Origin of the sequence: Gluconobacter kondonii (assembly GCF_002723995.1) — a bacterium.
GTDB classification, from domain to species: Bacteria; Pseudomonadota; Alphaproteobacteria; order Acetobacterales; family Acetobacteraceae; genus Gluconobacter; species Gluconobacter kondonii.
In genome coordinates, this window is sequence record NZ_BEWP01000005.1 from 219,829 (window position 1) to 237,403 (window position 17,575).

The window sequence follows — 17,575 nt, forward strand, 5'->3', positions numbered from 1 at the left end:
GAGAGACGGAAGTGCCTAAAGTGCCGTAATGATCGATCCGGCCTTGCGCACCCTCTCCGGCCTTCCGGCTCTTATCGTCGGAAGAATTTTCTCACAGCTTTCCGCGACCACCATGACGATCGCCATCGGATGGCAGATCTATGCGCTGACGCATGACGTGGCCTCTCTGGGCTATCTGGGGCTGGCACAGTTCCTGCCCATGATCCCGCTGACATTCGTCGCAGGGCACGTTGCGGACCGCTTCAACCGGCGCACCATCGTCCTTGTCTGTCAGATCTGCGAAATTCTCTCTACGGCCGCTCTCGCCGTGGCTGCCGCACTTCACGGGCTGACGACGGGCGGCATCTATGCGTTCGCAGCCTTCTATGGCGTTCTGCGCAGCTTCGAGATGCCCTGCCAGCAGGCGTTTCTGCCTGCCATCGCGCCTCCATCCCTTCTGCCCCGCGCGCAGGCGCTGCTCTCTTCGCTCTTCATGACAGCATCCATCGTCGGCCCCAGCCTTGGCGGCCTGCTCTACGGCATCGGGCCGGTCGTCTGTTATGGCCTCTCGACCATCGGGTTTGCGGTGGCTTTCTCAGGAACATTCTCCCTGAAGCTGGTGCACACCGTTCCCCCAAAAGAACCGATCACATTCGCTTCGGTCTTTGCTGGTCTCTCTTTTCTCAACCGGCGCCGTGACCTGCTGGGGGCGATTACGCTCGATCTGTTCGCCGTTCTTTTGGGAGGCGCTACAGCCATGCTCCCGGTTTATGCCGACGGCATTCTGCATGTCGGTCCGGTCGGGTTGGGACTGCTTCGCGCGGCTCCGGCGATTGGCGCACTGCTGATGTCCTGGGGCCTGTCCCGCTACCCCCTCAAGGGGCGTGCAGGCCTCGTCATGTTCGTGTCGGTCGTCGTGTTCGGCATAGCGACGATTGTCTTTGGCGCGTCCCACACGGTTTGGGTCTCGATTGTAGCACTGATGATCCTCGGAGCCGCTGACGTCATCAGCGTCGTGATCCGCTCCTCGTTGATCCAGCTTGCAACACCGGATTCGATGCGAGGGCGCGTCTCAGCCGTGAACACGCTGTTCATCGGATCGAGCAACCAGCTTGGCGAATTTGAGAGCGGCATGCTCGGAACGGCGATCGGACCGGAGGCAGCCGTGATCGCGGGCGGGGTCGGCACCATTCTGGTGGCCGCCGCATGGGCGCGGCTTTTCCCGCGACTATGGGCGCTGGATCGTCTTGAAGACGTCTTCCCCGAAGAACAGTAAGACCAGAAACGCAAAAAGCTCCCGAAAGGGAGCTTTTTATTGCGGCCGAAGCAGCTTTTCAAAAAGAAAGGCTGGCTCCCGAAGTAGGACTCGAACCTACGACCCAGCGATTAACAGTCGCTTGCTCTACCAACTGAGCTATTCGGGACCGGCGAGGTGGTATGTAGCCAAATGGTCGGGGTCGGTAAAGCCCCTAAATGAACTTTTTTTGGAGATTTTTTCGTTTTTCTTCAAAGACCTGAGAAAAACCGCTATTTTCAGAGCTCTTCCCGCCCCCGCGTTGCAAGCTGATCCACGCGTTCATTGTTTTCATCGCCCGAATGCCCTTTGACCCAGAGCCATTCAATCTCGTGCGGCTTCGCAGCTTCCAGAATACGCTGCCACAGATCCATATTAGCAACAGGGTCCCCAGCCGCATTCCGCCATTTCCGGCGCACCCAGCCCGTATGCCAGCGGGTAATGCCATTCCGCAGATATTCGCTGTCCGTATGCAGCGTCACGATGCAGGGGCGTTTCAGAGCCTCCAGCGCCTCAGCAGCAGCCGTCATTTCCATACGGTTGTTGGTCGTTTCCGGATGCCCGCCCAGAAGCTCTTTTTCCTGACCGCGACAGACCAGAAGCGCACCCCAGCCACCCGGGCCGGGGTTGGGTTTACAGCCGCCATCCGTCCAGATTTCAACCTGAGGCCGCTCCGCAGAGGCCTCAGACATGCGCAACACCCGCGAAATGGCGCAGGCGCACCAGATAGGCCAGCGGGTCTTTGCGAGTCACGAGCGCATTGGCCGGAGTGTTGATCCAGTCATACAGACGCGTCAGCAGAAAGCGGATCGAAGCCCCCTGACACAGCAGGGGAAGCGACGATTTCTCCGCCTCAGTCAGCGGACGAACGCTTTCATAGCCCTGAAGAATGGCCGCAGCGAATGATGGCGCGAATGTCTTTTCGTCCCGGAAACACCAGGCATTCAGGCAGATCGCCAGATCGTAAGCCAGAAAATCCGTACAGGCGAAATAGAAGTCGATCAGACCCGACACCTGCCCGTTCTGGAAGAAAACATTGTCCGGAAACAGATCCGCATGGATCTGCCCACGCGGCAGTTCATCCGGGAGGGGCCATGCGCTTTCGATCCGCTGCAGCGCAGTCCGCACTTCAGCCGTCAGGCCGGGCGACAGCGCATCTCCACTCTCGCCACAACTGTCAAGCAGCGGCCCCCATGCCGCCGGAGACAGCGCATTCGGACGAACGGCGCTATATCCCTCACCAGCAATATGCAGCCGGGCCAGCGCCTTGCCGAGTTCCAGACACAGCCCCGCATCAAGCTGTGTGGCGGACACACCGGGAAGGAATGTCGTGATGGCGACCGGACGGTCTGCCAGTGTCCGCAGCGCGGTGCCATTCCGGTCGGATACGGGGAGCGGGCAGTTCAGCCCCCTGCCCGCCAGATGCTGCATAAGCCCCAGAAACCACGGAAGCTCACTGGCATTTACCCGACGCTCGAACAGCGTGAGAATAAAATCCCCCTCCGTCGTACGGAGGAGGAAATTGCTGTTTTCGACACCCTCGGCGATGCCATGAAACGAGACCAGAGTGCCGATCGCGTAAGTGCCAAGAAACGCCTCAAGCGTCTCGGCCGCCAGTTCCGTATAGACGGCCATGAGAAATCAGTCTTCCTCGCCAGCCAGCGGGCCGGGCAGACGGAAGTTGATGTTCTCTTCCTTAACGATCCGCTCTTCGATCTTGAGCGAATATTTCTCGGCCAGAGCTGTCACCATTTCCTGCACAAGGCTCTCGGGAGCGGATGCACCGGCACTGATGCCCAGCGTTTCCACGCCTTCAAGGACACTCCAGTCCAGATTTTCGAGCTTCGGCACCAGCAGCGCACGACGCGCGCCAGACCGCTCGGCCACTTCACGCAGACGCTGCGAGTTGGACGAGTTCGGAGAACCGATCACGATCACCAGATCACTTTCGGGCGCAATCGCCTTCACGGCTTCCTGACGGTTGGTCGTCGCATAGCAGATGTCTTCGCGCTTCGGCCCTTCGATGAGCGGGAAGCGCGAACGCAGGATGTCCACGATCTCGGCAGTATCATCGACCGACAAGGTGGTTTGCGTGATGAAGGCCAGTTTCGCGGGGTCTTCCGGCTGGATCGTGCGGGCTTCTTCCGCATCATTGATGAGCGTAACGGCGCCCGGCGGGAGCTGTCCCATCGTGCCAACAACTTCCGGATGGCCCGCATGGCCGATCATGAGGATGTGGAGCTGGTCCGGACCGCCACCCGCGAAGTGACGCTCGGCCTCACGATGAACCTTCGACACCAGCGGGCAGGTTGCATCCAGATACAGCAGATTGCGGCGCTGGGCCTCGGCGGGAACGGATTTCGGAACGCCATGCGCGGAGAAAACAACATGTCCGTCCTCGGGAACCTCGTCCAGTTCCTCGACGAAAATGGCCCCCTTGGCTTCAAGTCCCTCAACGACCGTCCGGTTATGGACAATCTCGTGACGGACATAGACCGGAGCGCCATAACGACGCAGCGCTTCTTCCACGACACGGATGGCGCGGTCCACACCGGCACAGAATCCACGCGGACCGGCAAGCAGGACGCGAAGGGTTGGAGGAGCATCCACACCATTGGTGCGGGCAGGAGCGAAAGTCGTCTGTTCTGACATGGTGTTCCCCAAGCGGGCGGAGTTCGATATGTAGGACCAGTATCGACCGGATTGCCTCTCGTCGCAACGTCCGGGCTTCTTTGCCGAGCCTCTTTGTAGGAGTTTCTTCAGCTGATGCCAGCCATCCGGCGCTTCGCCTCGCCCCTGTTTGCTCCGGCTTTCGCCCTCCTGGCCCTTTCGAGTCTGGCCGGCTGCGACGAATCCAACCAGAGTTTCTTCGCCCCCGCCTGTCCGGCGCTCGATATCCCGGGATCGGCAGCGGACCAGTTCGTCTATAACGGCAAGAGCGCGGATATCGGAGGCCTCGTCAGTCATGCGCAGATCACGTCTCTGTCCGGAGACTGCGAGCGTGGGCCGGAAGGGCCACATGGCCATCAGACGGTCCGCACACGCCTGAGCCTTGCCATGAACCTGACCCGTGGCCCGGCGGCGACCAGCAATACAATTGATGTGCCGTATTTCATCGTCATCATGCGGGACGGCAAGATCGTGGACAAGAAAGTCTTCACGGACACGTTCCGCTTCCCGCCGAATGTCAGCACACAGTCCGTCCGCACGGACCTGCGCCTGATCGACCTGCCAGCCACCGACAACATGGCGCAGGAAAATCCTTATACACTCGAAATCGGGTATCAGCTGACACACGGCGAACTGGGCTATAACCGCGAACATCTGTCACCGGTCGCTTTTCACAGCCACACCCAGTAAAAGTACCAGTAAAAATCGGCGGGGCTGAAGCATCAGCCCCGACATGCAGTCACAGCAAGCGGCTCTGTGACTGCCATCATTTCGGAACAGAAATACATGGACAATCGCGAACTGACCCTCCGGGGGATTATTCTCGGAGCCCTCATCACGGTCGTCTTTACGGCAGCAAACGTCTATCTGGGTCTGAAAATCGGTCTGACTTTCGGCTCGTCCATTCCAGCCACCATCATTTCGATGGCCGTCCTGCGCCTCATGGGTGGCGGAACCATGCTGGAAAACAACATGGTCCAGACGCAGGCTTCTGCTGCCGGTACCCTGTCCTGCGTGTTTGCGGCCCTCCCGGCCCTCATCATGGTCGGATACTGGCATGAATTTCCGTATGTCATCACCCTGCTGCTGACGATGGCGGGGGGCATGACGGGCGTTGTTTTCACCATCCCGCTACGCCGGGCCCTCGTGAGCAACTCCGATCTGCCCTACCCAGAAGGCACAGCCTGTGCGGAAATCCTGCGCGCCTCCTCGCCAGAGGGCGATGCCCGGAGCCTCAAATCCCTCACGCTCGGCACTCTTGTCTCGGGTGCTGTGGCGTTTGCCACATCTGGTCTGCGCCTTCTGTCGGACGGATTTTCTGCTGCTACCGTCGTCGGGTCATCGGCATTTCGTCTGAACGGAAGTTTTTCGCTGGCCCTGCTGGGCACCGGCTATCTGGTCGGCATCGGCGGCGGTATTGCGATGCTGCTCGGTGTGTTTCTGGCCTGGGGCGTCATGGTGCCGGTTCTGGGCCACCTCGCCCCTTCAGCCACGCCACTGGCCGAGGCTTCGGGCCTCTGGCTGCACAAGGTGCGTTTCATCGGTGCCGGAACCATTGCAGTGGCAGCGGTCTGGACGCTGCTCGCTCTTGCCCGTCCGGTCGCACAAGGGTTGAAAGAAGCGCTTTCGGTCACCCATCTGGCCACCGGCGATGACAGCGACCGCGATCTTTCTCCTCGTACACTGATTGGTCTTTGCGCAGGTCTTGCGATACTGCTCGCTGCGCTGTTCGGCTATTTCCTGTGGCCTGTCATGCCGCATGGTGGCGCTCTGGGAACACTGGTCGTTCTGGGGTTGATCGCCTGTTTCGGGCTGGGTTTTCTGGTCGCCAGCGCGTGCGGTTATATGGCTGGCATCATCGGATCATCTTCGTCACCGATATCCGGCGTTGGAATCATCGCCATCATCGTCATTTCGGTTGCCCTCTGGGGGCTGGAGAGCGGCGGTCTCTTGACGGTGGACCAGCGCCCGATCGCCATCGCGTTCGGCTTGTTCGTCCTCTCCGCCATCACTGCCTCAGCCGCCGTTTCCAACGATAATCTGCAGGATCTCAAGACAGGCCAGCTCGTCGGCGCGGCACCCTGGAGGCAGGAAGTTGCTCTGCTTATCGGCTGTGCCGTTGGCGCGATTGTCATACCCTGGGTGCTTCAGGTGTTGTATCACGCCTATGGTTTCGTCGGCGCGATGCCGCGCGCCGACATGGACCCGACGCGCGCACTCGCCGCCCCCCAGCCCGCCCTGATGGCTGCTATCGCCACCGGCATCCTGACACATCAACTGGACTGGGTGATGCTGGAAATCGGAGCCGCTATTGGCGTCTGTCTGGTCGTAGTGGATATCGTGCTGAACCGCCGCAACCTTGCTCTCCCGCCGCTGGCCGTGGGGATGGGCATCTATCTCCCAGCAGAGGTCTCGGTGACTATCGGAATTGGTGCGGGGCTTGCGTGGCTTCTGCGCCGTTTCCCACGGGAACAGGGAACGATGATCGCCTCAGGTTTCATTGTCGGGGAAAGCCTGATCGGCGTAGCACTTGCGGCGATGACAGGTGCTACGGGAAGCTCCGATACTCTGGCGCTTCCCGTTCCAGCCCTGTTGAATGCCGGATTAGGATGGGCTGTTTTCTGTGGTATTCTGCTCTGGTTCGGACGCCGGGTCAGACATTCAGAATAAATGAATAAGGCCTGAGTTCAGGCCTTTACCCACCACTGCACAGGTTCCTGTTCGGAAACATCGGTCTCTGCCGTATTCAACACTTCCGGAGCAACCTCCTTGCGGGGACGTCCAACAGGGCGCGGTGTACGGCGTGCTGCTTCTGCGGCCTGTTCACGCGCCTGATGCAGAGAAGCCTTCAATGCCTGGATCGTGTCCTGATTTTCACGCAGTTCGCGGTTCAGTTCACTGATCTGGATTTTCGCATGGGCTTCACGTGTCTCGAATGTCTTAAGCTGGGCACGAATTTCCGCAAGACTCCGCTCAGCTTCTTCCCAGCGACGCTGCTCGCGCTTGACCGACTGACGCAGCCGCTCAACTTCTTCCTGATCGTCCTGAATAGGATTACGCGCCGCAATTCCACGACCGCCCTGATGTTCGACCACGACCTGCCCGTCACGGACGAAACGACGACGACGCTCGGCGGTCGGGGGTGCGGGCCGTGACTTGTTTGGGGTACGGGAGGACGCTCCGGCACCCAGACGGGCCAGAGCCTGTCTCAGCTTGTCTTCTTCGTTAGCCTGATGCTCGTCCTGCATTCTGTATTCTTCAACCAATATGATATTTATGGATTTTCCCCTGCCAGAACAGGTCTGCCAAAAGGCAGAAAAGCTGACCGGATTTAAACCCGCTCAGCCGGAACATGTCCTGACAAGGATATGAAAAGTCGACTCGTCTGGAAGAACCCCAGCGTTCTGACGAGGATTTCCTAGCACTGCACACGCATTCTGTCCATCAGGGCAATAAGCGTTTATTTATATTTTCTTCTCATGCCAACGACCCGGCGACCACAGAATATCCGTTTCACCATGATTGTTGGCGTGACGCGCAAGAACAAAGAAGTAATCAGACAATCTGTTCAAAAAACGAAGTCCGTCTACTGGTACCTGCTCCAGTGCTGCGACACGCCTTTCGGCCCGGCGCGCAACGGTTCTGACAAGATGCGCCTGAGCCGCGACGAGACTGCCTCCCGGCAGAACGAAGCTTCTGAGTTCCTGCTGGTGGCGGCGCAGATCCTCCAGCCGGACTTCCAGCCATATTGTGGCCTCCGAAGGCAGGCTGGGGATACGTTCTGGGTCAAGCAGGCAAAGGTCCGCACCAAGATCGAACAGGCAGGACTGGATCTGACGGATCTCGTCTTCAAGCACAGCCATCCGGGAATCCTGCGCCATAGTGCAGCACAAAATTCCCAACTGGGCATTCAGTTCATCCACAGTCCCCATCGCCTCGATCCGGTTTGAAGACTTGGGGACGCGTGTGCCATCCCCAAGAGACGTCTGCCCCCTGTCTCCACCCCGTGTTACGATCTTATCGATGCGGATCGTCATGACCTGTCCAATTCTCCGCGCTGGTCTCAGTGGCTTCTTTTATGCTTTGCGCGATGACCAATGCTGCGATCGCCCATCAGATCACGGGCGCGGGATGTATGATCCGTCAGCATCTTGTCCGTGTCCTTGGCAAGGGTCTTGATATCCGGCGTACCGCCCGAAGCCTGAGCCGTCGCAATGGCCTTGTTCAGATCCGGTGTGCGGATGCTGACGATATCGCGCAGGAACATCCGGTCGAACGCAGCGCCGTAAAGATGGGAAAACGACTCGACATGCTCCTGATCGGCCGCGTCAATTTTGGCGGCGACCGTCAGATTGGCATCTGAGGCGATCTTGGCGACAGCTTTCTGATTGGTCGTGTAATCACCCTGAACCGTGGAGCCAAAAGCTTTAACCACGTCACTGTTGCTATGGGTCGCAGCCAGTGTCGCAATGGCGATCTGGGTCTGATCCATCTCATCCACCTGCTGGAGGAATGCCGCATCCGCCGTCGTCAGCTTGTAGGTCGAAGCAACGCTCGGCAGCGCGGGCGCGGGCGGCGCATCGGGAGCGTTACAGGCCGCAAGCCCGACCATAAGACCCGCGGACAGACACAGGCGGAGATACGAAACAGTCATCGAAGCTTCCTTTTTCAAACGCGCCTGCCCCGAAAAGACAGGCCGCGACAGACTGACAATGCACTCATGACAGTCTCTCATTCGCTGTTCAGACAACACATGATACATTCACGGCATGTCCGCAAACCCCATCCAGCCCGGTACGCCAGTTCTGCTTCGAGGCAGTTTCGTTTTCGCGGCCCTGTCCGCAGCGTCCGGCGTCATGCTCGGCGCCCTGTCCGCCCATCTGCCGGACCGGCTGTTTGCCGTTCCGGGCGGCAGGGCCATGCTGCATTCCGCAGTGGAAATCCAGATGTGGCACGCCCTTGGGCTTGGTCTGCTTTCTCTGAACGCAGCGCGCCTGTCGCCGCGGCTGATCCGCATGGCGTGCCTGTGCATGGCGGTCGGCATGGTTCTGTTCTGCGTGCCCGTCACCCTGCTTGCGCTGTTTGACCTGAAGCTGGGTCCGGTCTCGATTGGCCGGATCGCGCCTTATGGCGGGACGATGCTCATGATTGCGTGGTGCCTGGCAGCCGTTTCGGCCCTGAAAGTCAGGCCCGGTTTTTTCTGAACTTCCGAAAAATCAAGAAGCCAACGGACTGGACGGCAAGTGCCAGCATAAAACAGGCTACCATGATTCCGGTCAGGATCAGTTGCTCGCGTCCGACCCCTGAGTCGATATGAAACAGGCTGTAGAGTTCCTGCCAGACAGACGTTCCAGCGATATGCTGCGCCGCCTTGATGGCCGGTTGCCAGAAACGGAAGACCGATGCAAAGGCCAGCGTTAACGCCACGAGGATTACTGTCCGGATCAGGGTTTCCGTAACACTGACTTCACGCGGAGACGCGACTTGCGGGCTGGGTGCTGCTTTTTTCAAACGCATGACCTTTCCTGAAAATTGGGCTTTAATCATCTGTTCCTGTCATTCTGCGTTATGGCATGCAGAGGACAACATCAATGAAAGCCTTTTTCATGAACCGTTCCCTTCTTGCCGCCGGCCTTAGTCTGGCGCTGACTGCAACCCTTCCGGCACATGCCGCATCCACAACGCCAGCAGTCCCTGCCCCACAACTGACCGAAACGTCCGCGCCTCCCGTCGCCGAACCCTATCCCGATACGGCAGTGGCGCACGAGCAGGTAGAACAGGCCTTCGCGCTCGCGAAGAAAACGCATCGCAAGGTTCTGCTCGATTTCGGCGGCAACTGGTGCCCGGACTGCAAAATGCTCAGCGGCATTTTCGCGCTGCCTGATGCAGCACGCTGGCTGGACAGCCAGTTCGTGGTGGTGCCGGTCAATGTCGGACGCATCAACACCAATCTCGATCTGGCAGAACGCTATGGCGTGACGATCAAGGCCGTCCCGACCGTCATTATCGTAACACCGGAAGGTCATGCCCTGAACGGCGACGGCTCCAAGGCGCTTGGCAACGCCCGCAGCATGTCACCGCAGGCTGTTCTTGACCTCATTTCCGATTGGAACAAACGCGGATAAGTCCTTGAGGCTCCGGTTTTTCCGGAGCCTTACACCATTTTCAGAGCGCGAGCACCTGTTCGGCTTCATGAACGACTTCAGCGAGCACATCTGCTTCAAACGGAGAAGTCAGTCCCGCTTCGGATACGAGTTGCGCGAATGGTTTCGACCCACCTTCGGCACAGAGCCTGCGATAGATTTCCAGCGTCCCTTCCCGGTCCAGACGCGACCCCAACCAGAGTTGCAGCGCACAGCACTGTGCCAGCGCGTAGTCGATGTAATAAAACGGCAAGCGGTAAATATGGAGCTGCGCCTGCCAACGGCCACCCTTGGCAGGATAGGCCAGATCGCCCCAGTCCCGCCAGGGCATGTAGAGTTTTTCAAGCCGCTCCCAGGTCTGATGCCGTTCTTCTGGCGTCATGTCAGGATGAGCATAGATCTCATGCTGGAAGTGATCCACACAGACGCCATAGGGAAAGAACGACAGCGCATCGATCAGATGCATGCGCCGATACCGTTCCGCCGCGCCATCCTCGACCAGGTCTCCAATCTGCGGCCAGCTCAGGAATTCAAGGCCCATGGAATGGATTTCCGCCGCTTCCATGGTCGGCCACAGCTGATCGATCCATGGCAGCTCACGGCTTTTCCAGTTCTGGAACGCATGGCCGATTTCGTGGGTGAAAACGCCAATATCGTTATGGGTGCCGTTGAAATTGGCGAAAATATAAGGCGTCCCGACCGTTGGAAAGGATGTGCAAAACCCGCCTCCCGCCTTGCCCTCTCGGTTTTTCAGATCGAGATACCCAAGATCGCGCATCTGGACATAGAAGTCCGCCATTTCGCCTGAAGGATCGAGGTCGCGGAACATGGTCTCGGCACGCGCCACCAGCAGGTCATGATCGCCCGCAGGCTCGGGATTACCCTGAAGGTCAATCAGAGCCTCATCCCACGCCATCACCTTGTCCCAGCCCATTTTCAGACGACGACGCTCCATGAGCGCGCTGATCAGGGGCGTGACATAAGCCAGAACCTTCTCCCGAAAGGCTGCGACCTGCTCGGGACCATAATCTGTCCGACGCATCCGGCGATAACCGAGTTCGATATAGTTCTCAAAACCAAGGGTTTTCGCCATCCGGTCGCGCAGAGCAACCAGTTTGCCATAAAGAGCATCCAGTTCTGCGCCGTTCTGCTCAAAAAAATCCCAGCGCGCCTTCTCAGCCGCATGACGGACATCCCGATCCATGCCCTGAAGATAAGGCACCAGCCCCGACAGGTTCAAGACTTTGCCATCGAAAGAGATTTTCGCAGCCGCCAGAAGCGCCGTGTATTCTCCTGAAAGACGGGCTTCCTCTTCCAGATCCGTACTGATGCGCGGATCGAACGTGGTCGTATCAGCTTCCCAGAGCCGCACCACATGCGACGTTACAATGGCTTCAAGACCCGCGCGGTCGGGATCGGCCAGAAGGCGCTTCTTGACCGTCACCTCATGATCGGTTGCGACCGGAGATAACCGATCCGCATAATCCCGATCCGCTTTGGCGGTCTCATCCTGTGTATTGCGCGAAAATTGCAGATGAACATGCGATGCCCACGACTCATACTCGCGTCGGACATCATCAAACACCTTCAGGGCCTCGACCCGGTCCCCGGCATCCAGCAGAGACGCGATAGCCTCGTAGCGCGCTTTGAGCGACTGCTCGTCAGGCCGGGGGAAAGACAGTTCGGAAAAGGGAGGGAGTGTCTTCGTCATGATGCAAGTCTGACACTCCCCCGCTTCTGCGTCCATGCCCTGCCTTTGTTACCGTCAGACGGGGCGGATCTCGCCCACAAACTTTGCAATACGGCGGCAGGCTTCTGCAAGCTGTTCATCGGACGCTGCAAAAGACAGGCGAAGATACGGGCTATATCCGAACGCCGAACCCGGCACAGTCGCGACATGCGCCTCTTCGAGAAGGGCTTCCGCAAACGCCACATCCGTCTCCAAAAGACGCCCCTGCCCGGATGTGCTGCCGATCAGCGCTTCAATCCCCGGATAGGCATAAAACGCCCCTTCCGGCATCACGCAGGTCAGTCCGGGCACGTTCTGCAAGGCGCTGACGACCAGTGCTCGACGACGCTCATACGTCGCCAGCATGTGTGCAATTCCGTCGGAATCTCCATCAAGAGCGGCCACCGATCCGGCCTGTGCCAGCGTGCAAACGCCCGACGTGGAATTGCCCTGAACGGCAACCATGGCCTGAATTAGAGGCACAGGACCACAGGCAAACCCGACGCGCCATCCCGTCATGGCGTAGGCTTTCGCCATCCCGTTCACGATCAGAATCCGATCCGCAAGATCAGGTGCAACGTTCAGTAAGGAGAGGTGTTTGCGGCCGTCGAACGTCAGATGCTCATAGATCTCGTCGCTCATCACAAGAACATGCGGCGCCTTACGCAGCACGTCCGCGATGGCTTCAAGGTCCTGCCGTTCCAGAATGGCACCGGTCGGGTTGTTCGGAAAATTCAGAACCAACCATTTCGTACGCGGCGTAATGCCTTCGCGGATGGCCTCAGGATCAGGACGAAAGCCGTTCTCTTCCCGGCATCGAATTTCGACCGGAATCCCGCCCAGCATCCGAGTAATCAGCGGATAACTCACCCAGTACGGCGCAGGAATGATGACCTCGTCGCCAACTTCCAATGAGGCCATCAGCGCATTGAAAATGATCTGCTTGCCGCCATTCGCGACCATGATCCGATTAGGCGCAACGTCCAGTTCGTTATCACGCCTGAACTTGCGGATGATGGCATCGATCAGCGGTTTCTGTCCGGGGATCGGCGGATAGCCCGTATCCCCGGCTTTCGCGGCTGCATAAGCAGCTTTAATCGCCTCTGGAGGAGACGGAAAATCGGGCTGCCCCAAGGCGAGTGAAATGACATCCGCGCCCTGCGCCCTCAGTTCACGAGCGCGGGCCGCCATGGCGATCGTTGCAGGACGCGGCAGGTCCGCAAGGCGTGATGCGATGGTAAAACTCATGAAAGACCCTGACAGAACTTCTGGATCCGTGTGCAGGCTTCGACCAGCAGATCCGTGCTGGTGGCATAGGAAATCCGAAAATATCCCGGGGTCAGGAACGCCGTTCCATGCACGGCCGCCACGCCGGTTTCTTCCAGAAGAGCCGTTACGAAAGCCTCGTCACTCTCGATCAGGCGACCGCCCTTGCTGGTCTTTCCCAGAACGCCAGCAATGGACGGAAAGGCGTAGAATGCCCCTTCAGGGAGAGCGCAAGTCAGACCGGGTGCATCATTGAGCATGCCGATCACCAGATTGCGCCGCTCCTGATAGACCGCCACCATTTCCGAAATGAAATCCTGCGGTCCGGATACGGCCTCCTGCGCTGCCGCCTGCGCGATGGAACAGGGATTGCTCGTGCTCTGTCCCTGCAGCTTGATCAACTGTTTTGTGAACTCTACTGGTGCGGCGGCAAATCCGATCCGCCAGCCTGTCATGGCATAGGCTTTGGACACACCATTCATCGTCACGGTCCGGGACCGCAGACGCGGCTCGACCTGCACGACGGTCTTGGCAACAGCCCCATCATACAGGAGCTTGGCGTACATATCGTCCGTCAGGATCCAGATATCCGGATAGTCCAGCAGAACATCCGTCAATTCCTTCAGGGCTGCCTCGTCATACGCCGCCCCTGTCGGATTGCAGGGCGAATTCAGGCAGAGCCATTTCGTGCGAGGCGTGATGGCCGCACGAAGCTGTTCTGCTGTCAGGCGAAAGCCATTTTCGGGGGCCGTCTGGATGATGACAGGCGTTCCATCCGCCAGCGTTACGATGTCGGGATAAGACACCCATGCAGGAGCCGGGATGATGACCTCATCGCCTGCATTCAGGGTCGAGACCATGACATTATAGATAACCTGCTTGCCACCCGTGGAAACGCAGATTTCCTCAGCTTTGTAGTCCAGATCGAAATCAGCGTTCAGACGGGCCGCGACGGCCTTGCGCAGTTCGAGCGTGCCCGGAACGTCCGTGTATTTTGTCTTGCCTGCCTCAATCGCCCGAATTGCCGCACGCTTGATGAAGTCGGGCGTATCAAAGTCCGGCTCACCCGCAGAAAGGCTGATGATATCACGGCCCTCTGCCTTCAGGGCACGGGCTTTCTGGGTCACGGCAATCGTCTGACTGGGAAGAATACGGTTCAGACGGTCGGCAATAAAGGACATGACAGGGTTCCGGATCATTTCGATGACGCGATCCTAGGCATGTTCCAACTGTTTTGACCACAGGCAGCCGAGCTGCGATCAACAAAAAAGGCGCCTTCCCTAAGGAAGGCGCCTGATATGTGTCAGATAGGTCCCGTAAAAGGTCAGGCGAGCTTTTCCATCTCACGCAGGACGGCCTGTCCCATCATTTCGGTTCCGACTCGAGCCATGCCCGGGGACATGATGTCTCCGGTCCGCAGGCCCGAAGCCAGTACGTTCGACACAGCCGTTTCAATCAGATCCGCATCCTCGCCCCGATTGAGCGAATACCGCAGCAGCATGGCGAACGAGAGGATCTGGGCCAGTGGATTGGCGATCCCCTTGCCAGCAATATCCGGCGCACTGCCATGGATCGGCTCATACAGCGCATTGCGCTTGCCATCGGCGCGAGCCGGACCAAGCGTTGCAGACGGCAGCATTCCGAGCGAACCCGTCAGCATTGACGCCAGATCAGACAGGATATCCCCGAACAGGTTCCCCGTTACAATGACATCAAACTGGTTCGGGTCACGCACAAGCTGCATCGCGCAGTTATCGGCCAGCATATGCGAAAGCTGGACGTCTGAATATTCGCGCTTGTGAATGTCGGTTACGACCTCCTTCCACAGAAGGCCGCTTTCCATGACATTGCACTTCTCGACCGAACACACGCGATTGTCGCGCTTGCGGGCCAGATCGAACGCCACGCGAGCCACACGCTCGATTTCGGACGTCGTGTAAACTTCCGTATTGATGCCACGACGGGAACCATCAGGCAGCGTTTCGATCCCGCGGGGTTCACCGAAATAGATGCCACCAACCGTCTCGCGAACGATCATCAGGTCAAGCCCGCGCACCACTTCAGGCTTCAGCGCGGAGGCGTCAATCAGGGCATCGAAAAGCTTGGCCGGACGCAGATTGGCGAACAGTTCAAGTTCTTTGCGGAGCTTGAGGATCGCCACTTCAGGGCGCTTGTCGAACCCGACATGGCTCCAGGCCGGATCCCCCACAGAGCCGAACAGCACCGCGTCAGACTGGCGGGCCAGTTCAATGACCTCATCGCGGATCGGCACGCCATGCGCGGCCAGAGACGCGGCACCAACAAGTTCTTCCGTGATTTCAAGCTTCAGTCCGCGATGCGCACTCATCCAGTGCACGATCCGCGCAACTTCACGCATGACTTCCGGGCCGATTCCGTCTCCGGCCAGAACCAGAAGCTTGTGTGCGTCGCTCATTTCACAGTCCCTATGGTAATTGACGGCACCCATGCACGAACCGGGCGATGTTCAAAGCTGCTGATTTCAGCGTCATGAGCCATGGTCTGTCCGATATCGTCCAGCCCTTCCAGCAGCATGTGCCGACGGAACGGATCGACCTCGAACGCGATGGTCTCGCCATTCGGACGCACGATCACCTGACGCTCCAGATCCACTGTAAGACGCGAATTCGACCCCTGACGGGCATCGTCCATCAGTTCGTCGCAAATCTCGCGCGGTAGCGGGATCGGCAGGATACCGTTCTTGAAGCAGTTATTGAAAAAGATATCGGCAAAGCTGGGCGCGATCACACAACGGATCCCGAAATCCAGCAACGCCCACGGGGCATGCTCGCGCGAAGATCCGCAGCCCAGATTGTCGTAGGTAATCAGGATTTCGGCGTGCCGGTATGGCTCCTGATTGAGCACGAAATCCGGCTTTTCATTGCCATCAGCGTCATAACGCTGCGCGGCGAAAGCATTTTTGCCAAGACCGGTCCGCTGGATGGTCTTGAGAAAGCGGGCCGGAATGATCTGGTCCGTGTCGATGTTCTCGGTCGGCATGGGCGCCGCAATGGCGGTCAGTTCCGTGAACTTGTCCATCAGACGGTCTCCTTCACCAGTTCACGCACATCGCACAGACGCCCCGTGACAGCCGCGGCTGCCGCCATGGCAGGCGAGCAGAGATGCGTGCGACCATCAGGTCCCTGACGCCCCTCGAAATTGCGGTTGGACGTTGACGCGCAACGCTGACCCGGCGTCAGACGGTCCGGGTTCATACCCAGACACATCGAGCAGCCCGCCTCACGCCACTCAAAACCGGCATCAAGGAACACCTTGTCCAGTCCTTCCGCTTCAGCCGCATGCTTCACCAGACCGGAGCCAGGCACGATCATCGCCCGAACACCCTCGGCAACATGGCGACCACGCACCACGTCCGCAGCAGCGCGCAGATCTTCCAGACGGCTGTTCGTGCAGGAGCCGATGAACACGACATCCACTGGCGTTCCGGCAATCTTCTGCCCAGCCTCAAGCCCCATATAATCCAGAGCACGCTGGATCTGGGCGGCACGGGCCGGATCGGCAACATCAGACGGAGATGGCACGAAACCATCGATCGGCAACACGTCCTGCGGGCTGGTACCCCATGTGACGGACGGGATGATTTCCTCCGCAGCGAGCGTGACTTCGGTATCGAAATAGGCACCTTCGTCAGACGCCAGACTGCGCCAGTACTCACAGGCCTGCTCGAACGCTTCGCCCTTCGGCGCGAACGGGCGGCCCTTCACATAGGCGACGGTCGTCTCGTCAGGCGCGACCAGACCTGCACGTGCACCGGCTTCGATGGACATGTTGCACAGCGTCATACGCCCTGCCATGTCCAGATCACGGATCGCAGATCCTGCAAATTCAATGACATGGCCAGTGCCACCAGCAGTGCCAATGCGCCCGATGATGGCCAGCATGATGTCCTTGGCCGTTACGCCCGGACCGACCTTGCCTTCAACCGAAACACGCATGTTCTTCGCGGGCTTCTGCAGGATCGTCTGGGTCGCGAGCACATGCTCGACCTCGGACGTACCGATCCCGAACGCCAGCGAACCAAGAGCGCCATGCGTTGACGTGTGACTGTCGCCGCAGACGATCGTCATGCCCGGCAGGGAAATGCCCTGTTCCGGACCGACGACATGCACAATGCCCTGAGAGGCGGAGCGCAGCGGGAAATAGGGGATGCCGAATTCGGCAACATTCTTCTCAAGCGTTTCGATCTGGAGGCGGCTCTGCGGCTCCTCGATCGGCTTGGAACGGTCGGACGTGGGGACGTTGTGGTCCACCACGGCCACCGTGGCATCCGGACGGCGCACGCGACGCCCGGACAGCCGCAGACCTTCGAAGGCCTGCGGACTTGTCACCTCGTGAACGAGGTGCCGGTCGATGTAGAGGATGCACGTCCCGTCTTCGAGACGTTCGACGACATGATCGTCCCAGATCTTGTCAAAAAGGGTTCTGGGCGAAGTGGTAACGGGCATCCTGTCTCTA

General features: G+C 59.0%; 18 protein-coding genes and 1 tRNA gene. 5 read left to right on the forward strand and 14 right to left on the reverse strand.

The annotated features are described in order from the left end of the window. The first annotated feature begins 28 nt into the window (after positions 1-28). Positions 29-1,255: an MFS transporter gene (locus tag GKO01_RS07620; protein WP_099286526.1), complete on the forward strand. Its 1,227-nt coding sequence runs from the start codon at positions 29-31 to the stop codon at positions 1,253-1,255. Positions 1,256-1,327: 72 nt separating this feature from the next. On the opposite strand, the gene GKO01_RS07625 is transcribed toward GKO01_RS07620, so the two are convergent. The 4 genes from GKO01_RS07625 to ispH all read right to left on the reverse strand — a co-directional run bounded on the left by GKO01_RS07625 (position 1,328) and on the right by ispH (position 3,925). After that, positions 1,328-1,403, reverse strand: a tRNA-Asn gene (locus GKO01_RS07625). A 109-nt stretch (positions 1,404-1,512) separates the two neighbouring features. Then, positions 1,513-1,965, reverse strand: coding sequence for a ribonuclease HI (rnhA, locus tag GKO01_RS07630; protein WP_099286527.1), 453 nt, complete (start codon positions 1,963-1,965; stop codon positions 1,513-1,515). Continuing rightward, on the reverse strand, positions 1,958-2,908 hold the full coding sequence (locus GKO01_RS07635; RefSeq protein ID WP_099286528.1) for a homoserine kinase: 951 nt from the start codon (positions 2,906-2,908) through the stop codon (positions 1,958-1,960). The genes rnhA and GKO01_RS07635 overlap by 8 nt, the downstream gene beginning before the upstream one ends. Positions 2,909-2,914: 6 nt before the next feature. After that, positions 2,915-3,925, reverse strand: coding sequence for a 4-hydroxy-3-methylbut-2-enyl diphosphate reductase (ispH, locus tag GKO01_RS07640; protein WP_099286529.1), 1,011 nt, complete (start codon positions 3,923-3,925; stop codon positions 2,915-2,917). A 114-nt stretch (positions 3,926-4,039) separates the two neighbouring features. Between ispH and GKO01_RS07645 the strand changes: the two genes are divergently transcribed. Next, positions 4,040-4,633: a hypothetical protein gene (locus GKO01_RS07645; protein ID WP_099286530.1), complete on the forward strand. Its 594-nt coding sequence runs from the start codon at positions 4,040-4,042 to the stop codon at positions 4,631-4,633. Positions 4,634-4,729: 96 nt separating this feature from the next. Beyond that, positions 4,730-6,613 carry an OPT family oligopeptide transporter gene (locus tag GKO01_RS07650; protein WP_099286566.1) on the forward strand — a complete coding sequence of 628 codons (1,884 nt, stop codon included), beginning with the start codon at positions 4,730-4,732 and terminating at the stop codon, positions 6,611-6,613. 17 nt (positions 6,614-6,630) lie between these two features. Here GKO01_RS07650 and GKO01_RS07655 read toward each other — a convergent pair whose 3' ends face one another. From GKO01_RS07655 to GKO01_RS07665, 3 genes are all read right to left on the reverse strand, one after another. Continuing rightward, positions 6,631-7,191, reverse strand: coding sequence for a hypothetical protein (locus GKO01_RS07655; protein ID WP_099286531.1), 561 nt, complete (start codon positions 7,189-7,191; stop codon positions 6,631-6,633). A 216-nt stretch (positions 7,192-7,407) separates the two neighbouring features. Further along, positions 7,408-7,980 (reverse strand): cob(I)yrinic acid a,c-diamide adenosyltransferase, encoded by a 573-nt coding sequence (locus GKO01_RS07660; protein ID WP_099286532.1) that lies wholly within the window; start codon positions 7,978-7,980, stop codon positions 7,408-7,410. 26 nt (positions 7,981-8,006) lie between these two features. Then, a complete protein-coding gene (locus GKO01_RS07665) occupies positions 8,007-8,597 on the reverse strand; it encodes a DUF4142 domain-containing protein (RefSeq protein WP_099286567.1) in 591 nt (196 codons plus the stop codon). A 115-nt stretch (positions 8,598-8,712) separates the two neighbouring features. Here GKO01_RS07665 and GKO01_RS07670 point away from each other — a divergent pair, with 115 nt between their 5' ends. Further along, positions 8,713-9,147: a DUF423 domain-containing protein gene (locus GKO01_RS07670; protein ID WP_099286533.1), complete on the forward strand. Its 435-nt coding sequence runs from the start codon at positions 8,713-8,715 to the stop codon at positions 9,145-9,147. Here the strand turns inward: GKO01_RS07670 and GKO01_RS07675 are convergent. Further along, a complete protein-coding gene (locus tag GKO01_RS07675) occupies positions 9,128-9,460 on the reverse strand; it encodes a hypothetical protein (RefSeq protein ID WP_099286534.1) in 333 nt (110 codons plus the stop codon). The two genes, GKO01_RS07670 and GKO01_RS07675, sit on opposite strands and share 20 nt — an antisense overlap. A gap of 89 nt (positions 9,461-9,549) precedes the next feature. On the opposite strand from GKO01_RS07675, the gene GKO01_RS07680 reads away from it, so the two are divergent. Beyond that, on the forward strand, positions 9,550-10,068 hold the full coding sequence (locus GKO01_RS07680; protein ID WP_244901373.1) for a TlpA family protein disulfide reductase: 519 nt from the start codon (positions 9,550-9,552) through the stop codon (positions 10,066-10,068). Positions 10,069-10,108: 40 nt separating this feature from the next. Here GKO01_RS07680 and GKO01_RS07685 read toward each other — a convergent pair whose 3' ends face one another. The 6 genes from GKO01_RS07685 to leuC form a co-directional block, all read right to left on the reverse strand. After that, complete coding sequence (locus tag GKO01_RS07685) at positions 10,109-11,797, reverse strand: M3 family oligoendopeptidase (protein WP_099286536.1); 1,689 nt, start codon at positions 11,795-11,797, stop codon at positions 10,109-10,111. A 54-nt stretch (positions 11,798-11,851) separates the two neighbouring features. Then, complete coding sequence (locus GKO01_RS07690) at positions 11,852-13,063, reverse strand: pyridoxal phosphate-dependent aminotransferase (RefSeq protein ID WP_099286537.1); 1,212 nt, start codon at positions 13,061-13,063, stop codon at positions 11,852-11,854. Beyond that, positions 13,060-14,262 (reverse strand): pyridoxal phosphate-dependent aminotransferase, encoded by a 1,203-nt coding sequence (locus GKO01_RS07695; protein ID WP_099286538.1) that lies wholly within the window; start codon positions 14,260-14,262, stop codon positions 13,060-13,062. The genes GKO01_RS07690 and GKO01_RS07695 overlap by 4 nt, the downstream gene beginning before the upstream one ends. Before the next feature lie 143 nt (positions 14,263-14,405). Continuing rightward, on the reverse strand, positions 14,406-15,515 hold the full coding sequence (gene leuB, locus GKO01_RS07700) for a 3-isopropylmalate dehydrogenase (RefSeq protein ID WP_099286539.1): 1,110 nt from the start codon (positions 15,513-15,515) through the stop codon (positions 14,406-14,408). After that, positions 15,512-16,138: a 3-isopropylmalate dehydratase small subunit gene (leuD, locus tag GKO01_RS07705; protein WP_099286540.1), complete on the reverse strand. Its 627-nt coding sequence runs from the start codon at positions 16,136-16,138 to the stop codon at positions 15,512-15,514. The genes leuB and leuD overlap by 4 nt, the downstream gene beginning before the upstream one ends. Next, the gene (gene leuC, locus GKO01_RS07710; protein WP_099286541.1) at positions 16,138-17,565 is read right to left on the reverse strand and encodes a 3-isopropylmalate dehydratase large subunit; all 1,428 of its coding nucleotides are present in this window, start codon (positions 17,563-17,565) and stop codon (positions 16,138-16,140) included. Before leuC ends, leuD begins: the two co-directional genes overlap by 1 nt. Between the last annotated feature and the right edge of the window lie 10 nt (positions 17,566-17,575).

What these genes read in the sequence shown, in the direction of transcription:
- GKO01_RS07620 (WP_099286526.1), top strand. Translation starts at nt 29, where the DNA reads ATGATCGATCCGGCCTTGCGCACCCTCTCCGGCCTTCCGGCTCTTATC.
- rnhA (WP_099286527.1), bottom strand. Translation starts at nt 1,965, where the DNA reads ATGTCTGAGGCCTCTGCGGAGCGGCCTCAGGTTGAAATCTGGACGGAT.
- GKO01_RS07635 (WP_099286528.1), bottom strand. Translation starts at nt 2,908, where the DNA reads ATGGCCGTCTATACGGAACTGGCGGCCGAGACGCTTGAGGCGTTTCTT.
- ispH (WP_099286529.1), bottom strand. Translation starts at nt 3,925, where the DNA reads ATGTCAGAACAGACGACTTTCGCTCCTGCCCGCACCAATGGTGTGGAT.
- GKO01_RS07645 (WP_099286530.1), top strand. Translation starts at nt 4,040, where the DNA reads ATGCCAGCCATCCGGCGCTTCGCCTCGCCCCTGTTTGCTCCGGCTTTC.
- GKO01_RS07650 (WP_099286566.1), top strand. Translation starts at nt 4,730, where the DNA reads ATGGACAATCGCGAACTGACCCTCCGGGGGATTATTCTCGGAGCCCTC.
- GKO01_RS07655 (WP_099286531.1), bottom strand. Translation starts at nt 7,191, where the DNA reads ATGCAGGACGAGCATCAGGCTAACGAAGAAGACAAGCTGAGACAGGCT.
- GKO01_RS07660 (WP_099286532.1), bottom strand. Translation starts at nt 7,980, where the DNA reads ATGACGATCCGCATCGATAAGATCGTAACACGGGGTGGAGACAGGGGG.
- GKO01_RS07665 (WP_099286567.1), bottom strand. Translation starts at nt 8,597, where the DNA reads ATGACTGTTTCGTATCTCCGCCTGTGTCTGTCCGCGGGTCTTATGGTC.
- GKO01_RS07670 (WP_099286533.1), top strand. Translation starts at nt 8,713, where the DNA reads ATGTCCGCAAACCCCATCCAGCCCGGTACGCCAGTTCTGCTTCGAGGC.
- GKO01_RS07675 (WP_099286534.1), bottom strand. Translation starts at nt 9,460, where the DNA reads ATGCGTTTGAAAAAAGCAGCACCCAGCCCGCAAGTCGCGTCTCCGCGT.
- GKO01_RS07680 (WP_244901373.1), top strand. Translation starts at nt 9,550, where the DNA reads ATGAACCGTTCCCTTCTTGCCGCCGGCCTTAGTCTGGCGCTGACTGCA.
- GKO01_RS07685 (WP_099286536.1), bottom strand. Translation starts at nt 11,797, where the DNA reads ATGACGAAGACACTCCCTCCCTTTTCCGAACTGTCTTTCCCCCGGCCT.
- GKO01_RS07690 (WP_099286537.1), bottom strand. Translation starts at nt 13,063, where the DNA reads ATGAGTTTTACCATCGCATCACGCCTTGCGGACCTGCCGCGTCCTGCA.
- GKO01_RS07695 (WP_099286538.1), bottom strand. Translation starts at nt 14,262, where the DNA reads ATGTCCTTTATTGCCGACCGTCTGAACCGTATTCTTCCCAGTCAGACG.
- leuB (WP_099286539.1), bottom strand. Translation starts at nt 15,515, where the DNA reads ATGAGCGACGCACACAAGCTTCTGGTTCTGGCCGGAGACGGAATCGGC.
- leuD (WP_099286540.1), bottom strand. Translation starts at nt 16,138, where the DNA reads ATGGACAAGTTCACGGAACTGACCGCCATTGCGGCGCCCATGCCGACC.
- leuC (WP_099286541.1), bottom strand. Translation starts at nt 17,565, where the DNA reads ATGCCCGTTACCACTTCGCCCAGAACCCTTTTTGACAAGATCTGGGAC.